The organism is Paenibacillus sp. GCM10027627, assembly GCF_042675505.1.
Taxonomy (GTDB): Bacteria; Bacillota; Bacilli; order Paenibacillales; family Paenibacillaceae; genus Pristimantibacillus.
The window spans coordinates 374,487-394,520 of sequence record NZ_JBHTHB010000001.1; the positions used below are offsets into that span (position 1 = coordinate 374,487).

At 50.2% G+C, this 20,034-nt stretch carries 21 protein-coding genes and 1 other annotated feature; of the genes, 15 read left to right on the top strand and 6 right to left on the bottom strand.

Features of this window, described 5'->3' with window-relative positions:
• Positions 1 to 59 precede the first annotated feature (59 nt).
• From ACFQZE_RS01620 to ACFQZE_RS01630, 3 genes are all read left to right on the top strand, one after another.
• Positions 60 to 1,376: a DNA polymerase IV gene (locus tag ACFQZE_RS01620; RefSeq protein WP_379352966.1), complete on the top strand. Its 1,317-nt coding sequence runs from the start codon at positions 60 to 62 to the stop codon at positions 1,374 to 1,376.
• Between the two features lie 79 nt (positions 1,377 to 1,455).
• Positions 1,456 to 1,698 carry a ferredoxin gene (locus tag ACFQZE_RS01625; protein ID WP_379352968.1) on the top strand — a complete coding sequence of 81 codons (243 nt, stop codon included), beginning with the start codon at positions 1,456 to 1,458 and terminating at the stop codon, positions 1,696 to 1,698.
• 127 nt (positions 1,699 to 1,825) lie between these two features.
• Complete coding sequence (locus tag ACFQZE_RS01630; protein WP_379352970.1) at positions 1,826 to 3,223, top strand: L,D-transpeptidase family protein; 1,398 nt, start codon at positions 1,826 to 1,828, stop codon at positions 3,221 to 3,223.
• A gap of 6 nt (positions 3,224 to 3,229) precedes the next feature.
• Here the strand turns inward: ACFQZE_RS01630 and ACFQZE_RS01635 are convergent, their stop codons facing one another.
• The gene (locus ACFQZE_RS01635) at positions 3,230 to 3,370 is read right to left on the bottom strand and encodes a hypothetical protein (RefSeq protein WP_379352972.1); all 141 of its coding nucleotides are present in this window, start codon (positions 3,368 to 3,370) and stop codon (positions 3,230 to 3,232) included.
• A gap of 193 nt (positions 3,371 to 3,563) precedes the next feature.
• On the opposite strand from ACFQZE_RS01635, the gene ACFQZE_RS01640 reads away from it, so the two are divergent.
• Together ACFQZE_RS01640 and yjbM are read left to right on the top strand one after the other, a co-directional pair.
• The gene (locus ACFQZE_RS01640) at positions 3,564 to 4,661 is read left to right on the top strand and encodes a quinone-dependent dihydroorotate dehydrogenase (RefSeq protein WP_379352974.1); all 1,098 of its coding nucleotides are present in this window, start codon (positions 3,564 to 3,566) and stop codon (positions 4,659 to 4,661) included.
• 17 nt (positions 4,662 to 4,678) lie between these two features.
• Entirely contained in the window at positions 4,679 to 5,482 is an 804-nt protein-coding gene (yjbM, locus tag ACFQZE_RS01645; protein ID WP_379352976.1) for a GTP diphosphokinase, read from the top strand.
• A gap of 70 nt (positions 5,483 to 5,552) precedes the next feature.
• Here yjbM and ACFQZE_RS01650 read toward each other — a convergent pair whose 3' ends face one another.
• On the bottom strand, positions 5,553 to 6,089 hold the full coding sequence (locus ACFQZE_RS01650) for a PCYCGC motif-containing (lipo)protein (RefSeq protein ID WP_379352978.1): 537 nt from the start codon (positions 6,087 to 6,089) through the stop codon (positions 5,553 to 5,555).
• Positions 6,086 to 6,616, bottom strand: a complete 531-nt coding sequence (locus ACFQZE_RS01655) for a thioredoxin family protein (RefSeq protein ID WP_379352980.1) — start codon at positions 6,614 to 6,616, stop codon at positions 6,086 to 6,088. The genes ACFQZE_RS01650 and ACFQZE_RS01655 overlap by 4 nt, the downstream gene beginning before the upstream one ends.
• 438 nt (positions 6,617 to 7,054) lie before the next feature.
• Here ACFQZE_RS01655 and ACFQZE_RS01660 point away from each other — a divergent pair, with 438 nt between their 5' ends.
• Together ACFQZE_RS01660 and ACFQZE_RS01665 are read left to right on the top strand one after the other, a co-directional pair.
• Complete coding sequence (locus ACFQZE_RS01660) at positions 7,055 to 7,810, top strand: pseudouridine synthase (protein WP_379352982.1); 756 nt, start codon at positions 7,055 to 7,057, stop codon at positions 7,808 to 7,810.
• 31 nt (positions 7,811 to 7,841) lie between these two features.
• The gene (locus tag ACFQZE_RS01665) at positions 7,842 to 8,645 is read left to right on the top strand and encodes a Cof-type HAD-IIB family hydrolase (RefSeq protein WP_379352984.1); all 804 of its coding nucleotides are present in this window, start codon (positions 7,842 to 7,844) and stop codon (positions 8,643 to 8,645) included.
• A gap of 41 nt (positions 8,646 to 8,686) precedes the next feature.
• Here ACFQZE_RS01665 and ACFQZE_RS01670 read toward each other — a convergent pair whose 3' ends face one another.
• Both ACFQZE_RS01670 and ACFQZE_RS01675 read right to left on the bottom strand, forming a co-directional pair.
• Positions 8,687 to 8,782: a YjcZ family sporulation protein gene (locus ACFQZE_RS01670; RefSeq protein WP_379352986.1), complete on the bottom strand. Its 96-nt coding sequence runs from the start codon at positions 8,780 to 8,782 to the stop codon at positions 8,687 to 8,689.
• Positions 8,783 to 8,982: 200 nt separating this feature from the next.
• Positions 8,983 to 10,788 carry a DEAD/DEAH box helicase gene (locus tag ACFQZE_RS01675; RefSeq protein ID WP_379352988.1) on the bottom strand — a complete coding sequence of 602 codons (1,806 nt, stop codon included), beginning with the start codon at positions 10,786 to 10,788 and terminating at the stop codon, positions 8,983 to 8,985.
• Positions 10,789 to 10,915: 127 nt separating this feature from the next.
• Here ACFQZE_RS01675 and ACFQZE_RS01680 point away from each other — a divergent pair, with 127 nt between their 5' ends.
• The 5 genes from ACFQZE_RS01680 to leuS all read left to right on the top strand — a co-directional run bounded on the left by ACFQZE_RS01680 (position 10,916) and on the right by leuS (position 16,364).
• Positions 10,916 to 11,116 (top strand): YwbE family protein, encoded by a 201-nt coding sequence (locus ACFQZE_RS01680; RefSeq protein ID WP_379352990.1) that lies wholly within the window; start codon positions 10,916 to 10,918, stop codon positions 11,114 to 11,116.
• 63 nt (positions 11,117 to 11,179) lie between these two features.
• Entirely contained in the window at positions 11,180 to 11,482 is a 303-nt protein-coding gene (locus ACFQZE_RS01685) for a hypothetical protein (RefSeq protein WP_379352992.1), read from the top strand.
• A gap of 44 nt (positions 11,483 to 11,526) precedes the next feature.
• The gene (locus ACFQZE_RS01690) at positions 11,527 to 12,273 is read left to right on the top strand and encodes a GNAT family N-acetyltransferase (protein ID WP_379352994.1); all 747 of its coding nucleotides are present in this window, start codon (positions 11,527 to 11,529) and stop codon (positions 12,271 to 12,273) included.
• A 17-nt stretch (positions 12,274 to 12,290) separates the two neighbouring features.
• Positions 12,291 to 13,541: a CynX/NimT family MFS transporter gene (locus ACFQZE_RS01695; protein WP_379352996.1), complete on the top strand. Its 1,251-nt coding sequence runs from the start codon at positions 12,291 to 12,293 to the stop codon at positions 13,539 to 13,541.
• Between the two features lie 84 nt (positions 13,542 to 13,625).
• Positions 13,626 to 13,868, top strand: a binding site (T-box leader).
• 57 nt (positions 13,869 to 13,925) lie between these two features.
• Positions 13,926 to 16,364 (top strand): leucine--tRNA ligase, encoded by a 2,439-nt coding sequence (gene leuS, locus ACFQZE_RS01700; protein WP_379352998.1) that lies wholly within the window; start codon positions 13,926 to 13,928, stop codon positions 16,362 to 16,364.
• Positions 16,365 to 16,407: 43 nt separating this feature from the next.
• Here the strand turns inward: leuS and comER are convergent, their stop codons facing one another.
• Entirely contained in the window at positions 16,408 to 17,247 is an 840-nt protein-coding gene (gene comER / locus ACFQZE_RS01705) for a late competence protein ComER (protein ID WP_379353000.1), read from the bottom strand.
• A gap of 113 nt (positions 17,248 to 17,360) precedes the next feature.
• Between comER and ACFQZE_RS01710 the strand changes: the two genes are divergently transcribed.
• The 3 genes from ACFQZE_RS01710 to ACFQZE_RS01720 all read left to right on the top strand — a co-directional run bounded on the left by ACFQZE_RS01710 (position 17,361) and on the right by ACFQZE_RS01720 (position 20,033).
• Positions 17,361 to 17,966 carry a ComEA family DNA-binding protein gene (locus ACFQZE_RS01710; protein ID WP_379353002.1) on the top strand — a complete coding sequence of 202 codons (606 nt, stop codon included), beginning with the start codon at positions 17,361 to 17,363 and terminating at the stop codon, positions 17,964 to 17,966.
• Between the two features lie 77 nt (positions 17,967 to 18,043).
• Positions 18,044 to 19,339, top strand: coding sequence for a homocysteine synthase (locus tag ACFQZE_RS01715; protein WP_379353004.1), 1,296 nt, complete (start codon positions 18,044 to 18,046; stop codon positions 19,337 to 19,339).
• 163 nt (positions 19,340 to 19,502) lie between these two features.
• A complete protein-coding gene (locus tag ACFQZE_RS01720) occupies positions 19,503 to 20,033 on the top strand; it encodes a deoxycytidylate deaminase (RefSeq protein ID WP_379353006.1) in 531 nt (176 codons plus the stop codon).
• Position 20,034: the final 1 nt, after the last annotated feature.

Below are 20,034 nucleotides of genomic sequence, written 5' to 3' on the forward strand. Positions count from 1 at the left end.
TATACGCATTGACTTGCTCCTTTTCTAATTATATGCTGAAAAATAATAGAATGAACGGAATGCAAGAAAGAAAAGCGGAGGCGATGGCGGTGGGAGACGTTCGAGATCATTATCCGGCCAAAGGACGGGTTATTATACATTTGGACATGAACGCGTTTTATTGCTCCGTGCATGAAGCGGAACAGCCTGAATATTATAAGGATAAGCCTATTGCCGTCTCGGGCAGCGTCGAGCAGCGCAAGGGGATTATCGTGACTTGCTCCTATTCCGCCAGGGCAAAAGGGATCAAGACGGGAATGGCGGTCAATCAAGCGCTCAAAATTTGCCCTGAACTCATATTGATCAAGCCCGACTTCAATCTCTACCGGAAATATTCCCATGGCTTTATGTCGATTGCAAGACAATTTACGTCTATGGTAGAACCGGTATCGATCGATGAGTGTTATATGGATATTACGGGCTCCAAGCTGCTCGGCACACCGCTTGATATTGCGCAATCGTTGCAGCAAAGAATTATGACGGAATGGCAGCTTCCTTGCTCTATTGGACTTGCGCCGAATAAGCTGCTGGCCAAAATGGCGTCGGATATGAAAAAGCCAGGCGGTTTAACCGTGCTGCGGCTGAGGGACGTGCCCGGTTTGCTCTGGAACAAGTCATGCGGCACCTTGTTTGGCATTGGAGGGAAAACGGAGGAGAAGCTGGTGAAGCTGAATATCCGGACTATTGGCGAGCTTGCCGCTGCGGAAGAGCCCATGCTAAACAAACATTTTGGCGTCATGGGCTCTTGGATGAAGTCGGCTGCCCACGGTATTGATCATTCGCCTGTCAATCCGAATCGGGAAAGAAGCAAGTCCATCGGCCATACGACCACCCTTCCGAGCGATATTACGGAGACCGAAGACGTCTTCCGGGTGCTGCTTAATTTATCGGATCAAACCGGGCGAAGGCTAAGAAGGCAAAAGCTCGTCGCTTCCACTGTCCAAATTACGATCCGTAGGCCCGATATGACGACGATAACCCGTTCGCATACGCTAGCGGTTCCAACGCAATCGGCGGAAGAGATTAACCGCGAGGCGAGGCAGCTTTTTATGCGGCATTGGAAGAAAGGGGAGCCGATCAGGCTGCTGGGCGTGACGCTGCAAAATCTGGCTCCGGCCGAAGAAACGGCGCTTCAACTGGATTTGTTTAATTATGAAGAACAGCCCAAAAAGGAGGCGTTGACAAAAGCGATGGATGCCCTCCGAGATAAGTTCGGCGAAGATGCGATTTTGACGGCGGGTATGCTTGGGGACGATCCTTCGACGCTTATTCGGAACAAACGAATTCGAGGAACATCCTTGCAAAAGGACGATAGTTTGCTGTATATTGATGAATGAGGAACCAAGCTGTTTTGTACTTATATAATAGTAGAGAATAAACGGAATGCTTCCGTATATTTATAAGGAGGGAATAACCATGGCTAAGTTTACATGGGTAGAGAAAGACACTTGCATCGCTTGCGGCGCATGCGGAGCAACAGCTCCAGACATTTACGATTATGACGATGAGGGGCTTGCGGAAGTGATTTTTCAAGGCGACGCAAACCGCGGCAATACGGAAATTCCGGAAGATATGTTCGACGATCTTCAAGACGCTTGCGACGGCTGCCCGACCGATTCCATCAAAATTGCCGACGAGCCGTTTAACGCTGCTGGCTAATCTGGTGTAACCCGCCAACCAAACTCCCTTTTTCCGCCCGTGCCGGAAGAAGGGAGTTTTTTCTTGATTTCGGACGCCTGCTTGCCGATATAACTTTGTAGAAGGGCATGCGATCGGAGTGAGAAGGATGGATAAGCCGGAAGATATTCTATATTTGAAGCAATTCGTGAAGCAGCATCCGGACAACAAAATGGGCTGGTATTTGCTCGGGAAACATTATTTGCAAGCGGGTAAAGAGGCAAAAGCGAATTATTGTTTTATTCAAGCGGGCGATATTTACGAGGCATTTGAGCAGGAGACGCATCCGCTTGCAGAGGAGCAGCTTGAAGAGTTGAAAGAATGGAACGAAAAGCAAAAAAAGAAGCGGTTAACTCGAAAAATCGTTTTAGCCGCGATTCCGTTGCTGCTCCTTGCTTTATTGCTGCCGCTGAACGGATATATTCGCAAAGATGAGCCGGCGAAGCTGCCGGATTCTGTGCTGCCGCAGCCGGAGGTAGGAGCCGTGATCGTACCTAGAGAGGAAGGGCAGCCTCTTGGATTTGCACTTAATGCTATTGCGGCGGCTGGGAGCGAGGCTCCAGGGCTTGTCTATGCGGTACATGTAGAGGAGAAAAAAGGCTGGCAGCATTGGAACGGCAATATCCGATTTCTAATGGCTGTGGGAGAGCAAGAAGGCCACCGAAACAGCTTGTCCCTAAATATGCTGGACGCTGAAACTTGCGTTTGCGAACCGGGAGATGCGAGCGCCGCCAAAAACCGTTTTGGCACATGGAAAGAAGAGCAGGAAACCCACTGGACGCTTGCAAGCGGCATTTATCATTTTAAAAAGAAATATGGCCAGTGGCCCGAATCGATAGACGATTTGACCCGTCCGTATCCCGATAACGTTTTGTCGGGTGACGGCAGGGGAATGCAAGAGCTGTTTCCTTATTTGCTGACAAAGATGAAAGCGCAAGAGAAGCCGGGAGGCGGGGCAGCGGGCGGAACAAGCGGAAGCTCGAAGGGGCAAGGAAACAATGGCGGAACAACCCCTAAACGATCCGGTACGGTAGGGACGAACGGTCTCATTCAGCCAGATTGGAGCCAGCCGCTCGAAATTATTATTGACGTGGCCAATTACCGGCTCGCCGTTGTGCATGACAAGCTTATTGTTAGAAGCTATGAAGTAGGGCTTGGAGGAGAGAGGACGCCGGAAGGAAATTTCTATATCAGCGAGAAAGTCCGCGATCCGTTAGGGGAGAAAAAAGGCGTTTTCGGCACACGAGGCATGGCGCTTTCGGGGACGCAATACGCAATTCATGGTACTGGCGATCCGGAAAGCATTGGAAAGGATAAATCGCTTGGTTGCATCCGGCTGCGCAATGCCGATGTGGAGGAGCTTTATGATCTGGTGCCTCTAGGGACGGTTGTCAAAATTAAAAACGGGACGCTTCCGTCCGACTCCAGGCAGTCTGCCGAAAAATTCCGGCTTAAGCCCAAGCAGAACGAAACCAATCCCGCAAAAGTTTATCAATGGTTGACGTAAGATCACTTACGAAGTAAAAATAAGTAGTGCCGCAACCGCTACAAAGATGACTCCTACAATAGAGCCGATCCATACCAATGCTTTTTTGTTGACTTCTTCCTTTGGTTTCACTTTCATGGTTGCCGGTTTTCTTTTAGCTGCTCCCATTGCTCAATCAACCTTTCTCATTCCATATTTAAAAAATGCAGTTTATATGCCTATATTGTAATCGTTTTCGAGGAATGCCGCAATACAGCCTGTCCTATTTAAGCTTGCGGAACCGTCCGCAAGCTCTTTTCTTTTTGTCCCAAAAGGGATAAACTGTTCGATAGAGCCTATTTAGTGGAACGGAGTGAAAGTTTTGTTATACAATACATTGTTGAAGCCGATTTTTTTTAAACTGGACCCGGAGAAGGCCCATCATCTGGTCATTGACGGATTGGCCTCGGGAAGCCGAGTTCCAGGGGCGACTTCCATTATGAATGCGATGTATGGCGTTTCGGAATCCCCGGAGCTAAGCACGGAGCTGCTTGGCTTACGATTTCCCCATCCAGTCGGACTCGCGGCAGGACTCGATAAAAATGGCGTGGCGGCAGATGGCTTCTCCAGTATCGGATTTGGATTTGCCGAGGTAGGGACAGTGACGCCGAAGGGCCAAGAGGGCAACGAGCAGCCGAGATTGTTTAGACTTCCGCCGGATGAAGCGCTAATTAACCGAATGGGGTTTAACAACTTGGGTGTCGATGCGATGGCCTCTCATCTCGCGAAGCGAAAAATTCACCGAATTCCGATTGCGGTAAACATCGGCAAAAATAAAGTAACGCCAAATGAGCTTGCCCATGAGGATTATAAGGCATGTATTAAGGCGCTGTATCGTTACGGCGATTTTTTTGTCGTCAACATTAGCTCTCCCAATACGCAAGGGCTTCGCGATCTTCAGCACGGAGACGAACTGAAGAAGCTGCTTGGCACCGTCATGAACGAAGTAAAGGCGCAAGCCGCCGCTGCAAAATCCAAACCAAAAAGCGTGCTGGTCAAGATTGCTCCCGATATGTCGGGGGATCAGCTTGAACATACCGTTGCTACTATTGTGGAGAGCGGAGTAGCGGGAATTATTGCAACGAATACAACGTTGTCGCGCGAAGGTTTGAAACATGAGAACGGGCGAGAGTCCGGGGGCCTTAGCGGCAAGCCGCTTCGCGACCGGTCGACGGAAGTCATTTCCGCCGTTTACAAACAGACGGGTGGACGCTTGCCGATCATTGGCTCAGGCGGTATTTTTACCGCACAGGACGCATACGATAAAATTCGCGCAGGGGCATCATTAGTTGAGATTTATACAGCATTAATTTACAAAGGGCCTGGTTTGCTAAGAGAGCTAACCGAAGGGCTTAAGGAATGTTTGCGCAAGGACGGCTACCGGAATATTGCCGAAGCAGTGGGCGCAGATCATCGTTAGAAACAGGAGGCGGCCGGATGGACGGTAGAGACTGGAGTCTTTTTTTACAGCCTTACGAGCAAGCGGTTGAGGAATTAAAGGTTAAATTCAAAACGATGAGGATGGAGCTCAAGCTTAGAGAAGCCTACGCTCCGATCGAATTTGTGACTGGCCGGGTGAAGCGCGTTTCCAGCATACTGGAGAAGGCGAAGCGGCTTGGAGTCGCATCCGATCAGCTGGATGTCGGCATTGAAGATATTGCGGGCATCCGAATTATGTGCCAGTTCGTAGACGACATTCACCGGGTAGCGGAGCTGATTCGCAATCGGAAAGATTTGCAGCTCGTTTATGAGAAGGATTACATTACAAATTACAAGGATAGCGGGTATCGAAGCTACCATATGATCGTCAAATATCCCGTGCAAACAGCGCTTGGTTATATGGATGTGCTCGCGGAAATTCAAATCCGTACGCTGGCCATGAACTTCTGGGCGACGATAGAGCATTCTCTTCGTTATAAATTTAAGGAAAGTTTACCGGACGAAGTACGCAATCGGCTGAAAAAAGCTGCGGAGGCTGCCTTCCTGCTGGATACGGAGATGACTAGCATCCGCCAAGAGATTTTGGATGCCCAGACGGACTTTGAAGAACAGTCCAATGTGGTGTCCCGCGTACTGAGCGGTATACAGAATCTATACTTCTACCATCGGGTACGGGAAGCCGCCCAGTTCCAAATGAAATTCAACGAGTTGTTCGAGCTTGAAGACTATCATGGGTTAAATGCGCTTGCGGGCAATATCGGTCTCGCCATTGCCAAAGCCAAAAAAGGAAATCAGCCGTAATACATACGGCTGTACAAATGAAAACCTCCGGTTCTGCAAATAAGCAGAACCGGAGGTTTTTTATCGGCAATTAGCTTGCGGATTTTTTAGGTTGGTAATTTTCATTAATGTATTCCAGTATTTCATCGGCGGTTTTGCCCTGCTTGCTTAAGGCGATAACCTCTTCCATTTCTTTTTTGCAAATGCCGCAGCCTGTACTATGATCTGTCCAGGTGACGCTGCCGTCGTCTGCGGGATGCTCCGCCCAGTAGCAGCGAAGCAAAGAGTCATGAGCCTCGTCAATCGCGGAGCCTTCCATGCAGCCGCAGTAGCAAGGAATGCCGCTAAGCAGATGCTGATGACTATGCACTTCGGAATAGAGCTCGCTCGTAAGCTTGGTATGGTCTTTCAGAAATCCGGGCAATGTCGTGACGGAATCCGTTTTTTGCCATTTTTCCGAGCCGTGATGAGTGATATCGCCGTCTTTTTTGTTGTCAGACATGCCGCAGGCCGCAAGCAGCGTAATAAGCGCAAAGCCGAGCAGCATGGCATACATGATGCTTCTGGCGGTCGTTCCGGATTCACTGCTTGTTTGCGGTGAAGGGCTTTTCCCGCGCGTGTTCATCATTTTGCTTCACCAGGGTACTTGCTTAAAAATGCTTTGAAGTCATCCAGCGAATTGCCTTGAGTAGTTCCTTCTTCGCGAATGCCGCCTTCCAGGCGATCCACTTCCACGCCATCTTGGAAATAAAGGATAGTAGGCGTATACTCGACATTCAGCTTAGTTTGGTAAGTAGGGAATTCGAGCAAATTGAACATTGGGAAATCTACGTTAAGCTCTTGAGCGATTGGGACAAGCTGTGGCGTTGCAACTTGGCAATACTTGCAAGAAGCGGAAAACATATAAACATAGAAATCTTCTTTGTCTGCAATCTTCTTATCCAATTGGTCCGGCAGTATGATATTCTGGTAATTAGGATTGTCCAGCAGCGCTTTTGTCTCCGGATTGAGATCCGAAACCGGCATGCCGTACAGCTTGTTGTCTTTCTCAATGTTGCCTAATACAAATAGGGAAGCAATTAATAGAACAACAATTCCGAGGTACACATAAATCATGTTTGATTTCTTTTTTTTCTTTGCAGCATTACTTTTCATGGCATTACCTCCGCTTCAATAGGTTTTTTTTGGGACGAACATGGCGCACTTACTTTTTATTATATACCAAAGCATAGTAGGTTTGTAAATGCGAACAGGGTAGTGATTATAAGCAGGGCGAACTAGTCAAAATGGCCGCATTACCGGCAACATTTACAAAAAAAATGAAAAGCCTGCTCCAAAACGAATTTGACAATTTTATGTCTTCTTACGAGGCTGCTAGCTGCTCGGGGAAGCTGTGCGGGTAAGATTTAACCTTTCGCAAGCGCTCGAGCTTGGCTTTAGATGGCATGAAGCGACAAGGACGGTAAGCTGGCCTGTCGAAGCGGGAGAGATATCCGCTATTTAAAGGGAGAAACTTTATACCCCTCTGATGGGGGGAATTTACGGAAAGCAAGCTCAAGAACGAGCTGGCACCCGGCTTTAGGAGGACTTAATTTGCCAGAAAAACTTCGAATCGATAAATTGTTGTCTCATATGGGGTTAGGAACGAGAAGTGAAATTAAAAGAGCGGTCAAGCAGGGCAGAGTGACGGTAGACGGAGTCAAAGTGAAAGACAGCGGGCTCATAGTCGATCCTGATGAACGCCAGGTCGCGTTTGACGGAGAAACCGTCGTTTACCGCAGTGTCATTTATTTGATGCTGAATAAGCCGCAGGGCGTCATTTCCGCTACGGAGGACGGGAGAGAGAGAACGGTCATCGATCTGCTGGACGATGGCGATAAATGGCTTAATCCTTTTCCGGTAGGGAGATTGGATAAAGATACGGTCGGTCTGCTGCTGCTTACAAACGACGGGGCGCTTGCTCACGAGCTGCTCTCGCCGCGCAAGCATGTAGACAAAACCTATGAAGCCGTCGTAAAAGGAGATGTCGGGGAAGAGGACGTTCAATCCTTCCAAAAAGGTGTCGAACTGGATGACGGATATGTAACGATGCCTGCGGAGCTGTCCATCTTGCGGAAGGATGCCGCGGATCAAAACGGCGAGATTCATTCTTTAATTAGGCTGACGATTCGAGAGGGTAAATTTCACCAGGTGAAACGGATGTTCGAATCGGTTGGCAAAAAGGTGCTGGAGTTAAAGCGGATTTCAATGGGTCCGCTTGAATTGGATGAGTCGCTTGCCGAAGGACAGTACCGAGAGCTTACGGATGCGGAAGTCGAGCTTCTTCGTGCGCATCGGGGTAAAAAATAGACATTCGACAGAGACAGGGGATGGAGACAGGATGAAATCGCATTTTAAAATGATTGCCCTAGACGTTGACGGAACGCTGTTGACTGATGATCATCAGTTGCTTGACGAAGTGAAGGATGCGGTTCGCGAAGCGAGCTTTGCTGGTGCGGAAATCGTTTTATGCACAGGCCGGGGGCCGGTAGGAGCTTTGCCGGTTCTGGAACAGCTTGGCCTAGGCGGTATTCTGATTACCCACAATGGAGCTGCGACGGTTCAATCGTCGGATCGGTCCGTTTTATTTCAATTCGATATTGAGCAAGAACATCTGTTTGATTTCATTCATTATTGCAGAGAACATACGATTCATTATGACTTGAATACGGCTTTCGAAATGATGGTGGAGACAATTACTGAGGAAGCCAGAGCGATGTATGCGATCCACCATGCGATACCTTCCGTTCAAAATTTTGACGAAGGATTGCCGGACGGACTAGTGAAGCTGACTTTGTTCGGGACAAAAGAGCAAATGGACATGATCCAGTCGCATTGGGAGAAGCAGCCGCTTAAGCTACAGGTTATCCGCAGCGGCGATCTTTTTATAGATGTCCAGCATCCTAAAGCGAGCAAAGGGGACGCGCTGCGTCGACTTGCGGAAGAACGCGGAATCGCGCGCGAGCATATTTTGGCCATTGGCAACTATTATAACGATGTTTCCATGCTGCAGTTTGCCGGAGTCGGCATTGCGATGGGCAATTCTCCGGAAGCGGTGAAAGCGGCGGCAAAGTATGTGGCAGGCTCCAACAACGACGGCGGTGTCGCGGGCGCAATCCGCGAGTATGTTTTGAATTCTAAATAAAAAAAGAGCGAGCCAAGCGGCCCGCTCTCTTTTTTTGACGGTTAGTACAAGAAAGTTCTTGTAACGATGACCAGAAGAATAAACAGAACCAGGATGACTCCTGTCGTCGAGTAGTAGCCTCCATGTACACCGGACATTTCAATTCCTCCTAGATTGAATTTCCGAAACGGGCCTGCAGGCGCTTCATTCGGGTTGGTTATCCCGACGTTCGGCATAGGATATCATATGTAAAATGTCCATATCGGATTGGACATCTGCCGTCCTGTAGAGAGAAATGGGCAAAATAGCATATAAAAAAGGAGCCGCCAGACTAGGCGACTCCTTTATCGTATTTTTATTATCTTTTGCCTCGTCCATTAGAACCGCTTGCGCCGCGTCCCTTGCCGTTTCCGTTAAAAGATCCAGCGCTGCGCCCTTTGCCGGCTCCGCCAGAAGGTCCTGCTCCGCGGCCTTTGCCGCTTCCGCCAGAAGCTCCAGCGCTTCGTCCTTTGCCGGCTCCGCCAGAAGGTCCCGCTCCGCGTCCTCGGCTGCTGCTTCCACTAAAAGTTGCTGCTCCGCGTCCCTTTGGAGCTGGCTTCCCATTTTCGCTTTTGGCTCCGCCGCGTCCACGGGTTCCGCCAGAAGCGGAATTAGCTCTGGAGGAGTGGGCATCGTTTCGTTTGCCGCCTCGATCGTCACGTCGTTCTTTGCCACGGGCCGGGGATTGCCCGAATTCTGCGGAATCTTCTTGCTTAAGCCACGGATTGTTTCCCGAAACGGCGGTTTCGATTCCTTTTGAGCTTTGTATTTTGCCGCCTTTGTTTGGAGAGAAGTCTCGTCCTTTGCCGCGTCCGCCCTCTGTAGACTGAGCGCGTCCTCGGCCCCCCTCGGCGGCTTGACCGCGTCCTCGGCCCCCATAAGTGGATTCGCGAGGTCCTCTTCCCCCGGAGTTCCGACTGTTTTTACCGTTGCCGCGATCTTGTCTTTCTTTAGTTCTGCCGCGTTCCCCGCTGCCTGCAGTGTTCTTCGCTGGGGACGATAAGTCTCCTTCCCGGTCGATGGAGCGCTTCTCGAGTCTGGCGTTGATTCCTTTTTCAATAGCGGCGAGTTTGGAAACATCGTAAGGCGTGGCTAGCGTGACCGCCATCCCTTTTTGCCCGGCGCGGCCCGTTCTTCCGATTCTATGAATATAGCTTTCTCCGTCAAGAGGCACGTCGTAGTTATAAACATGCGTTACGCCCTCTACGTCTAGTCCCCGTGCCGCAACATCGGTTGCGACGAGCACTTGCAGACGAGCTTCCCGGAAACGTTTCATTACTTGCTCTCGCTTCGCTTGCGTCAAATCGCCATGCAGCTCGTCCGACATAATGCCAACATCTTGCAGCGCTTCGTTCAGCTTTTTGGCGCGAATTTTCGTCCGGCAAAAAATGACGGCCAAGTAAGGGCGATGCTGCTCGAGCAAATGTATAAGTGCTTGCTGCTTGCCGCGATCCGTCGTTTCGACGACCAGCTGCCGAATGCTGTCTAGCGTAACATTTGCGCTTTTAATTTGCACATCGGTTGGCGAGTTCATATAGTCGGCCGCCAGCCTGCGAATGGCATCCGGCATCGTTGCGGAGAATAGCATCGTCTGCCTAGCTCTTGGCGTCTGGGTCACGATACTTTCCACCTCGGGCAAAAAGCCCATGTGAAGCATCTGATCCGCTTCGTCAAGAACAAGCATAGTGAGCTTGCCAAGGCTGACCGTTCCGCGAGTCATATGGTCGATCAAACGGCCCGGAGTCGCTACGACAATATGCGGAGCGCGCTGAAGCTTGCGAATTTGTGCATCGACGTCTTGACCTCCGTAAGCAGCCAGGACACGGGCGCCAAAAGCAGGAGCCAGCTTTTTCATCTCCATTGTAATTTGAATGGCAAGTTCTCTTGTTGGCGTTAAAATTAAAGCTTGCACTTGATCTTTATCCGTATTAATCTGCTCCAGCATCGGCAAAGCGAAGGCGAGCGTCTTGCCTGTGCCCGTTTGGGCTTGGGCAATGACATCTTGTCCCTTTAGAAGCAGCGGTATTGTTTGGCGCTGGACGGGAGTAGGTTCCGTAATGCCCCCTTGACCCAATAAATCGGTAAGCTCTTGGGATAATCCCAACGAGCGGAATGCGTTTGACATGCCATAATTCCTCTTTTCATCTCATCGTATGAAACTAAGTATAGCAGTTGTCCGCTCTATGTGCATCTTTGAAGTGCATATGCTATTCTTATTTTTATGAATTTAAATGGAAAAGGAATGAAAACAGATGTCAGGAAAAGGTACGCTTCGTTCGGAAATTAAGCCGGGCATGGAGGTAGGGATTGTACTCAAAGCGGATCAGCGAACAGGAAAAATCACGCATGGAATCGTGAAAGACTTATTGACGAACTCGGCTCAGCATCCACACGGAATTAAAGTGAGATTGCAGGACGGAAGTGTGGGACGCGTCAAAGAAATAATCCAATAGGCGGTCAAGCTTACGGATTGGAGCCCTCGCTTCATTAATATATTCCGGCAGGAGGCAATGATCGTGGCATTCGGCATAACGAGAGAAGAGCTTAACGAATGGAAAGCCGCCGTATTAAGAGGAGAGATCGCGTTTTTGACTCACTACTGGCTCGATCCCCGATTTCCGGGCATGCAGACCGTTACGAAAGCGGGCTGCGCTGATATGGACAAACTTCGAAGCTGGTGCTTAGCGAGTGGACTCGATCCTAAGTACATTCATCAAAGATCGCATTACCCGCATTACGATCTTTTTGGACAATTGCAAGCGCGGGTGTTGAAGCGCGAGGGACTAAGCTCTCATCTTGAACGGTTTAATATCCAATAAGTTCATAAAGTTCCATTTTAATAATACATAGGGAGTGAAAGCGGATGGAGGTATGGAGAGGGATTGAGGAGATGAGTTTAAACGGTTGGCCGGCGCACCATACGCTGCTTTATGACGGATGGCTGCTGCGGTTTGCTGATGGCTATACGAAAAGATCCAATTCAATTAACCCGATTTATGGAAACAGCTTGGACGTGGGGCAAAAGATCAAGCGATGCGAGCAGTTGTATCGGGAACAAGGCCAAGCAACTGTGTTTAAGCTGACTCCATTCGTTCAGCCCAATGGTCTCGATGAGCGGCTCGCCGATATGGGATATGAAAAGATAGACCATACGCTGGTCAAAACGGCCTCGTTAGCCGACCTGCAATGTCCTGGCTTTGACAACATCGTTTTGTCCACGGAATTGACTCCTCTATGGTTGGATGCCATCCAAACTTTGCAAAAGCTCAGCGAACGGCAAAAGGAGGCGACAAGAAAGATGTACGACTCTCTGCCTTTGAAAAAGGCATTTGCCGTTCTGATGGATGGCGAAGAGGCTGCGGCATGCGGAATAGTGACCCTTGAGCAGGGCTGGGCGGGACTATACGACATCGTCACGAGCGAGAGCAAGCGGGGGCGAGGATATGGGGAGCAATTGACGCGCCGTCTGCTGTATTGGGCGAAAGAGCAAGGTGTAGAGCAAAGCTATTTGCTGGTCGTTAAAAACAACGAAGCGGCGAACAGATTGTACGATAAATTTGGTTTCACGCACTTATACGATTATTGGTACAGGACAAAAGCAATGGCTTGAAGGGTGGACTACACAAGATGGACAGCAGCAGTCAGTCAGAAGATCAAATCCGAGGGGTCGGGGGCCGCAGCGTTTTGGTACAGAAAACGGGCGGGACATGGCTACTCGTTTTAAGCATTATATTTGTAGCATTAATTTTAAGAGCTCCCATTACGTCCGTAGGACCAATCGTGGAGCAAATTCAATTGACATACGGCTTGTCGGGCGGTATGACGGGGCTGCTGACCACATTGCCGCTTCTGGCGTTTGCTTTCTTTTCGCCGCTTGCACCGAAGCTGGCCTCCTGGATCGGCATGGAGCGCTCGCTGCTTGCCGCGTCGTTCATGCTCGCGATCGCCATTTTGATCCGCTCGCTCCCATCCGTTTATGCCTTGTTTCTTGGCACGGCTTGGCTAGGCGCAGCTATTGCCGTCGCCAATGTTTTGCTACCAAGCCTTGTGAAGCGGGATTATGGCGACAGAGTGGGGCTGATGACCGGAGTGTATACCGTATCCATGAACTTAGGCGCCGCCGTCAGCTCCGGTATTAGCGTGCCGTTGACGGAACAAGCGGGGCTTGGCTGGGAAACGACACTTGCGATATCGTCCATCGCCGCCTTTATCGCCGCTGCGGCATGGTTGCCTCTTGCGAGGGCAAGTCGCAAAGGGAACGAAAATGGCAAAGTTCTCGCAGTGGGCAGCAGCGTCGACGTCAACGTATGGCGTTCTCCGCTTGCTTGGGCGGTATCTTTATATCTTGGATTGCAATCGTTTTGCTTTTACGTAAACGTAACCTGGATTCCGCTTGTGCTCGCTGACAAAGGGTTAACTTCGGCCGAAGCGGGCTGGATGCTTTCGCTTATGCAAATCGTCAGTATGCTTTCGACGTTTATTGTGCCAATATTGGCTGGGAAAAGCCGGAACCAGATTATGCTGGCTCTCTCTATTGCCGTTCTTTTTGTTGTAGGTTATGTCCTGCTGTGGTTTGGAGGGGAACCGCTCATTCCCATTACGATGGCAGTGCTTGGCCTGGGGGTCGGCGGCGGTTTTGGACTTGCGGTCATGTTTTTTGCGCTTCGCACAACGACGAGCGGGGAGGCTGCCAAGCTGTCAGGAATGGCCCAATCCGTTGGCTACTTGCTTGCTGCTTCGGGGCCGCTTTTACTTGGCCTACTGCACGATTCCACGGAAAGTTGGGATTTGCCGATGGCGGTTATGCTGGCTGTTTCCGCAGCCTACGCCTTGTTTGGAATCGCTGCCGGCAAAAATCGAAAAATTCAAAAAAGCTAAGTTTTCAGTCTTGTCTAACGAGCCGTTGATTCGCTTGACACTTTTCATGCCAAACTTATATAATCGATAGTAACTGTTTTTAATATGAAAGCGTTGATGAGGAACAGTACTTGCGTAATCAAGGTCAAGAGAGCCGGCGGTAGGTGAAAGCCGGACCTGATGCGCTCGGAAGCTCGCCTCGGAGCTGTGCGAGAAATGATCCCCGTATCGTTTGGGAGATTTCAGCCGCATCGTATCGTTCGCGTTAAGAACGTCAAGTGGGCGCAGGCAGAGCATGCCAGTCGCCAACTAGGGTGGTACCACGGGAGATTTCCTCTCGTCCCTAGCGTTAATCCGCTGGGGGCGGGAGGTTTTATTTGTTTACGACGATTAGGAGGAAAAGGGATGAGTCAAGAACAACAACGATCCGGCTACAATCCGCTGGAAATCGAGCCAAAGTGGCAAAAGTACTGGGACGAGAACAAAACGTTCCAAACAAAGGAAGAACCGGGCAAACAGAAATTTTACGCGCTTGACATGTTTCCATATCCGTCGGGAGCCGGCCTACACGTAGGCCATCCGGAAGGCTACACGGCAACTGATATCGTATCTCGCTTCAAACGGATGAAAGGCTACAACGTGCTGCATCCGATGGGCTGGGATGCGTTCGGACTGCCGGCGGAGCAGCACGCTCTTGACACGGGACAGCATCCGAGAGACATTACGTTTAAAAATATTGACAACTTCCGCCGCCAAATTAAATCTCTTGGTTTCTCTTATGATTGGGACCGTGAATTCAGCACGACTGATCCTGACTACTATAAGTGGACCCAGTGGATTTTCATCCAGCTTTACAATCGAGGACTCGCTTACGTGGCTGAAGTTCCGGTCAACTGGTGTCCAGCGCTTGGAACGGTACTGGCAAACGAAGAAGTCATTGACGGATTGAGCGAGCGCGGCGGGCATCCCGTCATCCGCAAGCCGATGCGCCAATGGATTTTGAAAATTACGGAATATGCGGACCGCCTGTTGGACGATTTGGAGGAGCTCGACTGGTCGGAAAGCATTAAAGATATGCAGCGCAACTGGATCGGAAAGTCGACCGGGGCGGAAGTGGTCTTTGCCATCGAAGGACACGATGCGGCGTTGGAAGTATTTACGACACGTCCAGACACGCTATTCGGCGCCACTTATTGCGTGCTTGCGCCAGAGCATGAGCTGGTAGCAGCCATTACGACAGCAGAACAGAAGGAAGCGATAGCTGCTTACCAAGACGCTGCCGCCCGCAAAAGCGATTTGGAGCGGACGGATCTGGCCAAGGAGAAAACGGGCGTTTTCACTGGCGCCTATGCCATTAATCCGGTAAGCGGCGCAAGAGCGCCGATTTGGATTGCAGATTACGTTCTTGCCGGATACGGCACAGGCGCGATTATGGCCGTTCCGGGCCATGACTCGAGAGACTGGGAATTTGCGAAGCAATTCGATTTGCCGATTATTGAAGTGGTGCAAGGCGGAGATGTGACGAAAGAAGCGTTCACCGGCGATGGACCGCATGTCAACTCCGATTTCCTGAACGGACTTAACAATGACGAGGCGATTGGAGCGATGATCGAGCGTTTGACGGAAACGGGCAAAGGCAAAGCGAAGGTGACTTACCGTCTCCGCGACTGGCTGTTCAGCCGTCAACGCTACTGGGGAGAGCCGATTCCGATTCTTCATCTGGAAGACGGCAGCATGAAGCCGGTTCCGGAAGACCAGCTGCCGCTGCTGCTGCCGGATGTGGACGCCATTAAGCCGTCTGGCACGGGGGAATCGCCGCTTGCAAACGTAACGGATTGGGTAAACACGGTCGATCCTGAAACGGGGATGAAGGCTCGTCGCGAAACGAACACCATGCCTCAATGGGCGGGAAGCTGCTGGTACTACCTTCGCTTTATCGATCCGAAAAACGAAAACGAAATTTGCTCGCCCGAGAAGCAAAAGGAATGGCTGCCGGTCGACCTTTATATCGGCGGCGCGGAGCATGCGGTATTGCATCTTCTTTACGCGCGGTTCTGGCACAAGGTGCTTTATGATATCGGCGTAGTTCATACAAAAGAGCCATTCCATAAGCTGGTCAACCAAGGCATGATTTTGGGCACAAACAACGAAAAAATGTCCAAATCGCGCGGCAATGTCATCAATCCCGATGATATTGTAGGCGAGTTCGGAGCGGATACGCTGCGGATGTACGAGATGTTTATGGGGCCGCTTGAAGCGACGAAGCCTTGGAATACAAACGGCGTGGAAGGCACTTACCGTTTCCTGTCGCGGGTATGGCGTTTGTTTGTTAACGAAGACGGCACAGTCAGCACGAAAATTAGCGACGGCGACACGACGGATGCGTTTAAGCGGACGTGGCACCGTTCCGTCAAAAAAATTACGGACGACTACGAAAATCTTCGTTTCAATACCGTTATTAGCCAGCTGATGATTTTTGTAAACGAGGCGTACAAAACGGATTCGCTGCCGCGCGAGGCGATGATCCAATTTTTACAAATGCTTTCGCCAATTGCTCCTCATATCACCGAAGAGCTTTGGGAGAAGCTGGGTCAAGACGGCACGATCACTTACGCCGCATGGCCGCAGTACGAAGAAGCTTGGACGGTCGATCAAGAGGTAGAAATCGTCGTTCAAGTAAACGGGAAAATCGTGGAGCGAGTGTCTATCGCAGCGGACATGGACGAAGCGGACATGGAGTCGCTTGCGAAAGATATGGATAAAGTGCAGGAGCTGATCTCCGGCAAAACGATACGCAAGGTTGTCGCTGTTAAAGGCAAACTTGTCAATATAGTCGCGAACTAACCTTCGAAAGCGAAGAGGTGAGCGGGCTTTAGCTGAAGAACAGCTATTGTCCGTTCACCTCTTCGCCGCAGAAGGCGGTTGTTACCTTAAGCAAGTCTTCCTTATATTTGGCGTGAGTCGCTCGAATGACCCCGTTAAAAACGCCGTCAGTCTCTCTCCTTAGCAAACCTAGCGCTTGCGCGGTAATTCCGCCGGGCACGGCCACTCGCTCTTGAATATCTTCAGGCGTCATTCTTCCTTCGGTTAACAGCAGTCCCGTACCAAGCAGCATATTGCTGGCGATCCGCACGGCTTCATCGCGGGAAATGCCCGTCTCCTCTACAGCGGCATCTACAAATTGCTGAAGCAAAAAAGCGATGAAAGCGGGTCCGCAGCTTGACAGGTCGGAGACGATTCGAGTATAGCTTTCGTCGATTCTAAGCGGTTCGCTAATATGAGTAAAGAGGTCTTCCAGCTTCGTTTTATCCTTTTCGGTCATCCTATCGCCATAGATGCATAAGGAGGCGCCGCTCCATACCCGGTTGGTTATGCTTGGAATCACTTTGGCGATCTTGCAATGCAGCTCCGTCTCCAAATGGGAGACGAGTACGGGACTTGTAATGGATACAATAATTTGATTCGGCCCAACAAACGGTTTTATATCATCTACAACTCGTTTAAATTCATGAGGCTTTATGCAAAGGAACACAATATGGCAGCCCGATGCGACCTCTGCGTTCGCATATTCGGCTCTCATGCCGGGGAAGCGGTCAGCTAGCGCTTGCGCTTTGGCGTAGGTTCGATTGCTGATGGCGATGTCTGACGGCGCCAGTGCGCCGGAAGCGACGAATGCTTCAATTAACAGACTTCCCATCGAGCCTGTGCCGATAAAGCCTACATTCATGCTAAGCCCTCCTATACCCACTTACACGTATTGTGTGTTCTTGTATCCTATTCCTCCAAACTTGTTTAATATGTCACGAATTGCCAATTTATTTGTAGAAAGAGGTGATGCTGATGTCGTTGCGCCTCGCAAGGCGAAATCGGCAAGGAGGCAAGTGGACGGCTGCGATTTGTTTGGCAGGCGCCGCTTTGCTTATGGTAGCAGCTTTTGTGAACAACAAGCCGAATGAAGAGGCGGGATGGATTCCGCTTAACGAAGCGGTGGAAGCATCGCTTAGCCAGGGGGATGCAGAGACGGGGACAGGCGGCGCGCGAAATAGTGCCCCTTCCAAAAATGCTTTCAAAGAAGAAGCGAGTAATGATTCCAAAGTCGAAGAGAGTAATGATTCCAAAGGAAAAGCGGGAGGCTCTGCCGGCACTGAACAGCCCGATCAAAAAAGTAACGAGCCCGATTCCAATGGGGACAAAAGCGAACTCAAAAGTTTTATCCCGCAGCATTCCAGCATAGACGCAAATGGCAAGCTCGATATTAACCGCGCTTCTGCGGCGGAATTGGACGCATTGAAAGGAATCGGCCCTGCCAAGGCGGCCGCCATTGTCGATGACCGTGAGCGCAACGGTTATTTCGGCAGCGTGGACGAATTGCTTCGAGTAAAAGGAATAGGAGAAAAGCTGCTGGAAGGAATAAAAGAAAGCGTTGTAGCTCGTCCAGGATTGTGAGAGAATGGAAATATGCAGTGCTATTTTGCTAGAAGCGACTGCTAGATTTTCAGCTAACTTTGAGGAGGAGTAAGGTCATGACAGAGGAAAAAAGGCTCTCTCTTGAAACGCTATCCGTCCACGGAGGTCAAACGATCGATCCTACGACGATGTCGAGGGCGGTGCCCATTTACCAAACGACATCTTACGGATTCAGAGATACGGATCATGCGGCTAATTTGTTTTCGCTGCAAGAATTCGGAAATATTTATACACGGCTAATGAACCCGACAACGGATGTTTTGGAAAAAAGAGTGGCCGAGCTGGAGGGCGCTCCCGCCGCGCTCGCTGTTGCATCCGGTCAAGCGGCTATTACGTACTCCATTTTAAATATTGCGGGCTCTGGCGACGAAATTGTTTCATCGACAAGCCTTTACGGCGGAACCTACAACTTATTTGCCATCACGCTTCCTAAACTCGGCATTAATGTGAAATTTGCCGATCCGTCGAACCCGGAAAATTTCCGTGCCGCGATTACGGACAAAACGAAAGCGATATTTGCCGAGACGATCGGAAATCCGAAAGGCGATGTCATCGATTTGGAAGCCGTTGCGGCAATTGCACATGAAAATGGCATTCCTTTTATTGTTGACAATACATTCCCTAGCCCTTATCTTTGCCGCCCGATTGAACATGGAGCAGACATCGTCGTTCATTCCGCGACCAAATTTATCGGCGGGCATGGAACTTCCATTGGCGGAATTATCGTCGACGGTGGCAAATTTGACTGGAAGGCGAGCGGGAAATTTGCTGGCTTGACTGAGCCTGATCCTAGTTATCATGGCGTTGTCTATACCGATGCGGTAGGACCGATTGCGTACATTATTAAAGCGAGGGTACAACTGCTCCGCGACATGGGAGCGGCTTTGTCGCCATTCAACTCCTTCTTGCTGCTGCAAGGGCTGGAGACGCTTCATTTGCGTTTGGAACGCCACAGCACAAACGCTCTTGCCGTTGCGCAATTTTTGGAGTCTCATCCGGCTGTAGAGTGGGTCAGCTATCCAGGGCTGCCAAGCCACCGTACTTACGACCTCGCGCAAAAATATTTGCCTAACGGCAGCGGCGCCATTTTAACTTTCGGCATTAAAGGCGGAGTGGATGCCGGCAAAACGATTATTAATTCCGTGAAGCTGTTTTCTCATTTGGCCAACGTTGGGGATTCCAAATCATTAATTATTCACCCTGCAAGCACAACTCACCAGCAGCTTTCCGCAGAAGAGCAGGCCGCAGCTGGAGTAACTCCGGGCATGATTCGGCTGTCGGTTGGAACGGAAGGAATTGGGGATATTATCGCCGATTTGGAGCAAGCGATTTCCGCCAGCCAAGCGAACTGAATTGAGAAGCGGTTAATCCGGCCAATCGAACTAAGTGTAGAAGCGGCTAAGTTTGCTGGCAGCAGAGACGTAAACGTTATAAAATAAAAGAAAAAGCTTGTTTTTCCAATAGAGAAAAGTTAATAAGACGGATAAGAATGGCAGCAAGCAATGGGAGGAAACGATGACTTCAGCTTTAAACGATGCTATCCGCAAGGATTGGGACACTTATTTTATGGATATTGCCTATATGGTTTCTACGAGATCCCGATGCCCGCGTAGACATGTCGGTGCCGTGCTGGTCCAAGGGAAAAAGCTGCTGGGGACAGCATACAACGGAGCGCCGATGGGAGTGCAGGACTGCTTGGAAGCGGGCTGCATGATATCGGAGGAGGTTGAGGTGAAGCTGGTGAACGGCGAGGAGCAGGTGCTGAAAAAACAGCGATGCATCCGGACAATCCATGCGGAGCAAAACCTGTTGCTGTTTACGGACAGAACCGACCGGGAGGGCTCCGTCGTTTATGTCACCGATCAGCCGTGCTGGACTTGCGCGAACATGCTTGCCAACAGTGGAGTAAAGGAAATCGTGTTTCATAGAGGATATCCGAAAGACAACGAAAAGGTGCGCGCTTTAATGGCTCATCTCGGCATCGAATTCAGGCAGCTGGAATCGTTTACGCCCCCGGCGCAAGCCGCTATGGAAGTTACTTTATAAA